This window comes from Salinihabitans flavidus (genome assembly GCF_900110425.1).
Lineage (GTDB): Bacteria > Pseudomonadota > Alphaproteobacteria > Rhodobacterales > Rhodobacteraceae > Salinihabitans > Salinihabitans flavidus.
Window position 1 is genome coordinate 1 of record NZ_FODS01000058.1, and the last position, 7,829, is coordinate 7,829.

Genomic DNA, 7,829 nt, shown 5'->3' on the forward strand with positions numbered 1-7,829 from the left:
TCAGGCGATGTCGCCTGACGCGCTGTGTCGCCGGAAAGACGACGCTTTCCAGCCTCAAGGAATTCCTTCGACCAAGTGTAATACAGGCTGTCAGAGATACCCTCGCGGCGACATAACGCCGAGATGCTTTCCTCCCCGCGCAATCCGGCCAAAACAATGCGGATCTTCTCCTCCGCCGAGTAGGTCTGGCGGGTCTTGCGGCGGATGTTTTTGACCAGCTTGTCAGCTGCGTCTTTCGATGTTCCGGGCTTCTTGTTCATCTTCGCTCCTTAAACGCTATGATGAACCAGAAACCCTCCGTTGTTCAAATCCTCAAATCTGTCCCAAAGGTGCTGACGTCAGACACCTGAGTTCGAAAGGATCACGGAGACGGAGGCTTTGGCCTCCTGATCCGAGCAGTTCAGTCAATTTCGGCTGAGCCGCATTTGGGGACCCGGACCCATAGAAGCGCGGGGACCGCAGGAGACGCCGCACGGTGGGGCGGATCAAGTGCGGCGGTGGGGATGGCGGCGATCCCGTGCGGGGCCCACCAAGCCGAGATTATCCACTCGGCCAGACATGCGAGAATTACCTCGCATCTGAGCCGGAGCGACTGACCTGACGGAAAGGCGTTCCGGCTCACCAGTTTTTTCGGCCTGATACGAATTGTTACGAATTCAATGGGTTGGAGGAATCATTTGAACCGCTAGATTGCTCTTGAGGCAACCGGAATGGCGCGCGAGCGAGCGGAAAGTTTCATATCACGGTTTTTGTTTCGCGGTTCCAAGGAACGCGACCAAGAAGCTGTGGCGGCAGATGTTGAGCCAACGCCCCAATCCGAAAGCGTTATCGAGCATGAGTTGGTTTTGGCGACAAACGAGGAACGATCCGCCCAAAAGTGCTGCCAGACGAATGCGAACCAGTCTCGGTCAATGCAGGATGGCTGTGCCTTATTCAGCACAGAGACCGCGCCACTCGGCGAGTGCGGCGGCGCGGTTCAGCTTGAAATTTGATCTCGAGGTGAGGCTGCGCTCCGAGTTGAACAAGTTGGAGATCGAGGCATGGACGGCGGCGAATTTCTGCAAACTTCGCATCTGCCTGAAGCGCAACATCGCCATCTCCCGTCGTCGGAACGGCAAGTGTGAATTCTCAACTCGGTTGTTCACCCAGCGTCCCGTTTCCTGGCGATGGGCGGCGCCGATTTCGCGCAACGCAGCACCGTACGATCGGAGTTTGTCGGTCACGATCACTTGGGGACGGCCATGCTTTCGCATTGCTTTTCTTAAGAATTTCAACGCGGCCTTCTTGTCACGCGCCCTCGTGAGGAAGCTTTCCAGTATCTTACCTTTATGATCCACGGCCCGCCAAAGGTAGTGGCGCTCGCCGTTGATCTTCACGAACATTTCGTCGAGGTGCCAACGCCACCGGCTTGACCGCATGCCATCGACGCGCCGTTTCCGGATTTCTGATGCAAACATCGGCCCGAACCGATGCCACCAATAGCGGATGGCCTCGTGGCTCACGTCAATCCTGCGCTCGTGGAGCAAATCCTCGACGTTTCGGAGCGACAGCGGGAACCGGACATAGAGCATTACCGCCAGGCGGATGATCTCGGGGCTGGTCTTGAAGTAGCGAAAAGGCGATCGTCTGGTCATACCCAGACGCTACGAAACCGCCCTGCCCGCCTCAAGCTGGTTTGTTTTGACAATACCTCTGGTCATACTCAGAGCTACAGAATCGCCCTGCCTGCCTCATGTCGGTTTCCTTTGATAGTGCCACCGTCACCGCTGTTCAGGACTTGTGATAGCGGCTTCCTGAATGGAATCCTGCGACAGAAGGGCCTCCATGATGAACTCTCTGGACGCCGTCATCTGGGAGCGGGACAAGTCTGCCGCCTGCTCCTTCTTGCCAGCCACAAGAAGACTGACCAGTACATCATGGCTTTCGGCGAAGACACGGGATCGGTTTTCGGTGAGAAGCCCGAGACGCAGGTAGCGCTCCAGTGAATCGACAAGCTCGATGATCATCGTGGCGAGGCGCGCATTACCGCTGGCCTCGCCAAGAATACGCCGTCCCTCTCGGTTGGCGGCGAGGAAATCCGAAAGGGTGTCGACCCGGTCAAGATCGTAGCCGGAATTGAATTGCTCACGCACCCGAGAAAAATCCGAGGCTTTCACATTTCCGGCGGCCAGAAAGGCCGCGTATGGTTCGAGCTGGATCCGTAGGTCTAGAATGTTGCGCGCGTCCTTCAGGGTCAGCGGCGCGACGACGTAGCCCTGACGCGCCACCGGCAGGAGAAGGCCCTCATGTGCAAGCCGGATCAACGCCGCGCGAATGCCCGATTTTCCAAGCCCGAGGAGCTCCGACAGCATTGGTTCGCTGATCGAACTGCCCGGGGCCAAGCGGCACTCGATAATGTCGCGACGAATCCGATGATACGCCGTTTCCGTCAGAGTTTGCTTCATATTTGTACCATTATTGACAGGTCTGGGAATCAATGTAACATGTTACAAAAGTATTGTGGACTGTTTCGTGAGTTTATCCGCTCGATACGCGCGTTGCAAACGCCTCACGGCTGGTCCCGATAGATCACCGGCGGCACGCCAGACGTGTCACCGCAAAGACAGGGGACCGAAATGACCGCGACCATCGACCAAACCGACCTCTACAAACGTGTCGTGGAGCATCTGGACGAAGATTTTCTGATTTCCGCCATCCAGGGGGCGCTCTCCATTCCCAGCACCTCAGGCGAAGAAGAAGAGGTCGCTAGGTATTTTCTCGACCTCATGAAGGAACGCAACATTTCCGCCGAACTTCAGCCGGTTCCAGAATCGCCGATGATGGGTCCAAGCTACAACACGATCGGCCGCGTGAAAGGAACCGGCGGCGCACCGTCGCTGCTCTTTAACGGACACATGGATCACAACCCGGTCTCGGATGGCTGGTCGAAGGACCCGTTCGGTGGCATCATAGAGGATGGCTGGATCTATGGCTTCGTACACATGAAGGCGGCCGATGCTTGCTACATCGCGGCACTCGACGCAGTGCAGCGGGCGGGGATCACACTCTCCGGGGATGTGTCGATCGCGTTGGTTTGCGGCGAACTGCGCGGCGGTGCAGGCACCCGGCACGCGCTCAAGCAAGGGCTTGCGGCGGATTACTTCATCTTGGGCGAGCCGACCGAATTGCAGCTGGCAACCTGTCATTCAGCCTCACGCGTCGTCAATATACATGTGTTGGGACGGTCAAAGCACTTCGCCACCGAGGATGCCCCCGGTATGAAGGGCGTCAACGCCGTGGAACAGGCAGCGCGGGTAATTCAGGCGCTGGGTCCGAGCCACACGCCGATGAAACCCCGGCAGGAGGGTGGCATCCTGTCTTTCGAGCCGAAAGCCGGCTTCGAGGGTCTACCTCAGCTTAATGTCGGCCCGATCGAGGGCGGCATCGGACGCACCTACGTGAAGACGCGCCCTGCGCTTTTCCCAGATGTCTGCACCATAACAGTCGACTTCCGCATCATTCCCGGCATGTCTCGCGAAACACTTCAGGACGACCTTGTTCGTTTCCTTGACGGTTTTCGGGAAGAGGAACCAGAATTCAAATACGAGATCGAGTTTACCGAAGATACCTTCCCCGTGCCCTTCGACGCACCGATGGATTCCCCGGTGGTAAAGACAATCGCCGAGGCACATGAGATGGAGCACGGAACACCCCCGCAATGGTCGCAAATCCTCCGATTTGCCGCCTCGGATGCCTCACCTATGCAAGAAGCCGGGATCACCGGACTCATCTACGGGCCGACAGGCAAGTATCTGTCGCGTCCGGACGAGAAGTGCGAAATCGCGGATTTCATCGCCGCGACGCGCACATACGCCTACGCCATCGCCTCGATTTGTGGGGCGCGGGAATAGGCACAACTCCAACAGGGAGAGAAACAATGAATGTACTAAAGAGAGTTGCCGCCGGAGCTGCACTTGGCCTTGCCGCGCTTTCCGGCACCACGGCCTTCGCAAAGGATGCCGAAAAGATCGTTGTCATCAGTTGGGGTGGCCCTTGGGGCGACGCGATGCGCGAGGTGCTCTTCGACCCCTTCACCGAAGAGACGGGAATCGAGGTCGAACTGCGAACCCAGGGTGGCATGATGGGAATGCTATCCCAGCTTGTCGCCCAGAAAGACCGGTTGGACGCCGATCTCTGGGTTTCCGGCATGGTGCCAACCATGCTGGCCGAACAAGAGGGAATTCTGGCAGATTTTCCGATCAACGAGATGTCAAACGTCGCGCCGATGCCGGATAATCTGGCGGGCGAAAACCATGTCGCGTTGTGGAACATATTCTACGGCCTCGTATACAACTCCGACGCCGTTCCCTTTGAAATCACCGCATGGGAGGATCTCAAGGACGATCGTCTGACCCGAAGCATTTCGATCCCGCACGGCTCGGGCTATGGTGGGAAGTTCATCCTGCTGCAAGCTTGGCTTGGTGGCGGCGATGAGCAGAACATCGAACCGGCCTTTGAAAACCTCGAAGAACTGCTGCCGAACGTGGCGTTGGTTTCCACCTCGGACCCCGACTCTATCAAGTTTCTCACGAGCGGAGAAACTGACGTTGCGACGATGATGCCGGTCGGCAACTTCCTGAAGATCCGCGAAAGTGGCGACCAGTACAAATTCGTCGCGCCTGAGCCTTATGTCCCGGCAAACTTCAACAACTTTACCTTGCTCGACGGTCCGAACAGCGAAGCCGCCATCGAATTCGTGAACTTTGCTCTGGCCCCCGAGCGCCAAACGGCCCTGTCCGAACGGCTGCTGGTTCTGCCCGCCAACCCCAAGGCCAAAGTCCCCGAGGCGCTTGCGCCCTATGCACCCTCTCCGGACAAGCTGCGCTTTGGTGACGAGGTTGCGATGGGCGAAGCCGTTGCCGACTGGGCGAGCCGGTGGGACGCGGCAATTCAAAACTGAGGGGCGACAGGAGGAGGCGGATGACCTCTGAACGCATCGGTCGGCGCGGGATATCCCGCGCCGTTCCCTACATCCTCTGCGCTCCGGCGATTGTGCTGGTCGTATTCATGACCGGCGCTCTCGCTGTGCTGTTCATCGAAAGCCTGCGGGTAGAGCCCGGAGCGGTGGAGTTGTCGCTCGTCCAGTATCGCGAGGTGCTGAGCGCAAGCCACCAGATCCAGCTCCTGACCAACTCCGCCTGGCTCGCCCTTCTCGCTACTTTTATCTCCACCGTACTCGGCTATCCAGTGGCGCACTGGATTAGCGAGGCCTCGCCTCGCACCCGCGTGCTGCTCCTGGGGTTTCTCGTACTCACCTTCTTCTCTGACTACGTGCTGAGGATGTTTGGCCTTATCCTTGTCTTCGGTCGCAATGGCCTCGCCAACCAAATCCTGATGGAACTGGGCATTGGCCGTCTGCGGATGATGTTCAATACCAATGGTGTCTTGATCGGCCTCGTCGCATCCTCCCTGCCCTACTCGATTCTCACGATTTCGGGGGTACTGGGCCGTATCGACAAATCACAATTCGCCGCTGCGCGACTACTGGGTGCCCCGGCTTGGCGCGCCTTCGTCAGCGTTACGCTCCCGCTCAGCATGCCCGGCGTGATCGGTGGGGCGGTGATCGTGTTCCTGCTCTGCCTAAATTCGTTCGTGGTGCCGGCCCTTCTCGGCGGCGGGTTTGTCCAGATGGCGGCCACGGCGATCTATGAACAGGCTATCAACCTCTTCAACCTGCCTTTCGGAGCCGCCATGTCTTTCATTCTGCTGAGCGCGGCTCTGATCCTGCTGGCGATCACCAATTTCGTGCTTGATCGCTTTGGGCGGCGGTTCGGCATCGCACCGGCGAGGCGCCGATGATCCGCGCGGTTTCTCTCCTCGTGATCCTGTTCCTGGCGGCGCCGAACCTGCTGATCATTGCGTCCTCGTTCAGCACCACCTCTTCGTTTGGCATACCGTGGGACGGGCTGTCGCTGCAATGGTATGCCAATCTCTTCACCCGTTCGACCTTCGGCTCGGGCCTCCTGCTTAGCGTGGGACTGGCCGGGTTGGCGACGCTGATCGGCACAGCAATTGGAACCGCCGCGGCCTTTGCCGTGGTGCGCTACCGTTTTCCGGGACGCGGCCTTATAAACGCGCTGGTGATGGGCCCGCTGATCGTGCCCGAAGTCGTGATGGGTCTGTCCTTCCTTATTATGCTGAACGCGATGCTCTTGGGGATCACCATCGTGAACCTGTTGTTGTTGCACCTCGTGATCGTCCTTCCCTTCGTCGTGCGTGTGATGATCGGCAACCTGCAACGCACCGACCCTGACCTTGAGGCTGCCGCGCAGCTTCTGGGCGCGACGCCCGCACGCGCGGTGGTCCATGTCACCCTGCCGATCATAGCGCGCGGGATGACAGGTGCGATGCTGCTCGCTTTCGTGATGTCGTTCCACAACTTCACCGCAACCCTCTTTCTGGTGAGCAGCGAGGCGACCTTGCCGATTGCGATTTATCAGTACGTCAGGACGGAAAGCGATCCGACGGTGGCCGCACTTTCCTCGCTTTTGATGGTGGGGATGCTCGGAATTGTGCTCCTGACTTCGAGGCTAATGGGATTGGATAAGGTGGTGCGATGACACTAGCAAATGCGACCGAACCGGGCCGGGTGGCCACCCACGTTGATATCTCGGACGTGGTGCTGCGCTATGGCGACATCACCGCCGTGGACCGCGTGAGTTTTGAGGTTCGGCCCGGCGAGATAATGGCGCTGGTTGGGCCTTCCGGCTGCGGCAAAACCAGTCTTCTGAAATCCATCGCGGGACTGGAGCCGATAGACTTCGGCCATATCTCTTTCGACGGAAACCGCATCGATGCCGTAGCGCCGCACCGGCGCAATGTCGGGATGGTGTTCCAGAACTACGCTCTTTTTCCCCACAAGCGGGTCCGCGAAAATATCGCCTTCGGCCTCAGGATGCACGGCATAGCCGATCCTGGCGGAAAACGCGTGGCGGATGTGTTGAAGCTTCTGCACATCGGACATCTGGCCGAGGTCTGGCCCGATCAGCTCTCGGGTGGGCAGCAGCAGAGGGTTGCACTCGCACGGACCCTCGTATTGGAGCCAAAGGTGCTGTTGCTGGACGAGCCTCTTTCGGCGCTTGACCGGCAGCTGCGCGATGATATGCGAACGGAACTCCGCATGCTCGCCAAGACGGTGGGGATTACCACGATCATCGTCACTCACGATCAGGACGAAGCGATGGCGATGGCTGACCGCGTCGCGGTAATGCGCCACGGCAAGCTAGAGCAAATCGGCCGGCCAGAGGATCTCTACAATGCTCCCGAAACGGCCTTCGTCGCCGGCTTCGTCGGCCGGATCAACCACTTTCGCGCAGTCTGTGCGGGCGCCGAGGACGAAGGGGTGACAGCGCGGTTTCCCAGTGGCGCAGAGTTGCACCTGCCGTTCAAAGGAACGCTCCCGGCCAAAGGTGCGGCACTGGATATCCTCGCCCGTTCCGAAGCGATTTCAGTCCTTGCAGAGGGAAAGGGTCACATCACCGCCACTGTGCGGGACAGTCATTTCATGGGTAGTTTTGTCGAACTCCTGCTCGACACTGAGGCCGGCGATCCCACGCGCATCGCTTGCAGACCCGCAGATGATCTTCCCGAACCGGGCCAGTCATGCCAGTTGCATCTGGCATCGCCGGGCGTCTTCGCTTTCGCTGCGTGAAAAATCTGACCCAGTCCCGGATCATTGGACAGAAGATGAACGAATTAGGTGTTTAGTCCCGGCATCTGGTGGATCGGATTTAGGATGAAACGATCCGGCTCTGAGGTCCAGACCTTGCAGATGTATTCGTAGGGCGTGA

8 protein-coding genes are annotated in these 7,829 nt (G+C 58.7%); 5 read left to right on the top strand and 3 right to left on the bottom strand.

Going from position 1 to position 7,829, the window contains the following annotated elements; genetic code table 11:
* The 3 genes from BMW66_RS19510 to BMW66_RS19525 all read right to left on the bottom strand — a co-directional run.
* Nucleotides 1-260 (bottom strand): transposase (locus tag BMW66_RS19510; protein ID WP_139196324.1); only part of this gene is annotated, 260 nt, incomplete at its 3' end.
* A 669-nt stretch (nt 261-929) separates the two neighbouring features.
* Nucleotides 930-1,634: an IS6 family transposase gene (locus BMW66_RS19520; RefSeq protein WP_093120826.1), complete on the bottom strand. Its 705-nt coding sequence runs from the start codon at nt 1,632-1,634 to the stop codon at nt 930-932.
* A gap of 126 nt (nt 1,635-1,760) precedes the next feature.
* Nucleotides 1,761-2,444 carry a GntR family transcriptional regulator gene (locus tag BMW66_RS19525; RefSeq protein WP_093120828.1) on the bottom strand — a complete coding sequence of 228 codons (684 nt, stop codon included), beginning with the start codon at nt 2,442-2,444 and terminating at the stop codon, nt 1,761-1,763.
* A 171-nt stretch (nt 2,445-2,615) separates the two neighbouring features.
* Between BMW66_RS19525 and BMW66_RS19530 the strand changes: the two genes are divergently transcribed.
* The 5 genes from BMW66_RS19530 (at nt 2,616) to BMW66_RS19550 (ending at nt 7,690) form a co-directional block, all read left to right on the top strand.
* Nucleotides 2,616-3,890 carry a M20 family metallopeptidase gene (locus BMW66_RS19530; RefSeq protein ID WP_093120829.1) on the top strand — a complete coding sequence of 425 codons (1,275 nt, stop codon included), beginning with the start codon at nt 2,616-2,618 and terminating at the stop codon, nt 3,888-3,890.
* Nucleotides 3,891-4,045: 155 nt separating this feature from the next.
* Nucleotides 4,046-4,939 (top strand): extracellular solute-binding protein, encoded by an 894-nt coding sequence (locus BMW66_RS19535; protein WP_175483337.1) that lies wholly within the window; start codon nt 4,046-4,048, stop codon nt 4,937-4,939.
* A 20-nt stretch (nt 4,940-4,959) separates the two neighbouring features.
* The gene (locus BMW66_RS19540) at nt 4,960-5,838 is read left to right on the top strand and encodes an ABC transporter permease (RefSeq protein WP_093120832.1); all 879 of its coding nucleotides are present in this window, start codon (nt 4,960-4,962) and stop codon (nt 5,836-5,838) included.
* The gene (locus BMW66_RS19545) at nt 5,835-6,599 is read left to right on the top strand and encodes an ABC transporter permease (RefSeq protein WP_093120833.1); all 765 of its coding nucleotides are present in this window, start codon (nt 5,835-5,837) and stop codon (nt 6,597-6,599) included. Before BMW66_RS19540 ends, BMW66_RS19545 begins: the two co-directional genes overlap by 4 nt.
* A gap of 56 nt (nt 6,600-6,655) precedes the next feature.
* A complete protein-coding gene (locus BMW66_RS19550) occupies nt 6,656-7,690 on the top strand; it encodes an ABC transporter ATP-binding protein (RefSeq protein ID WP_175483338.1) in 1,035 nt (344 codons plus the stop codon).
* Nucleotides 7,691-7,829: the final 139 nt, after the last annotated feature.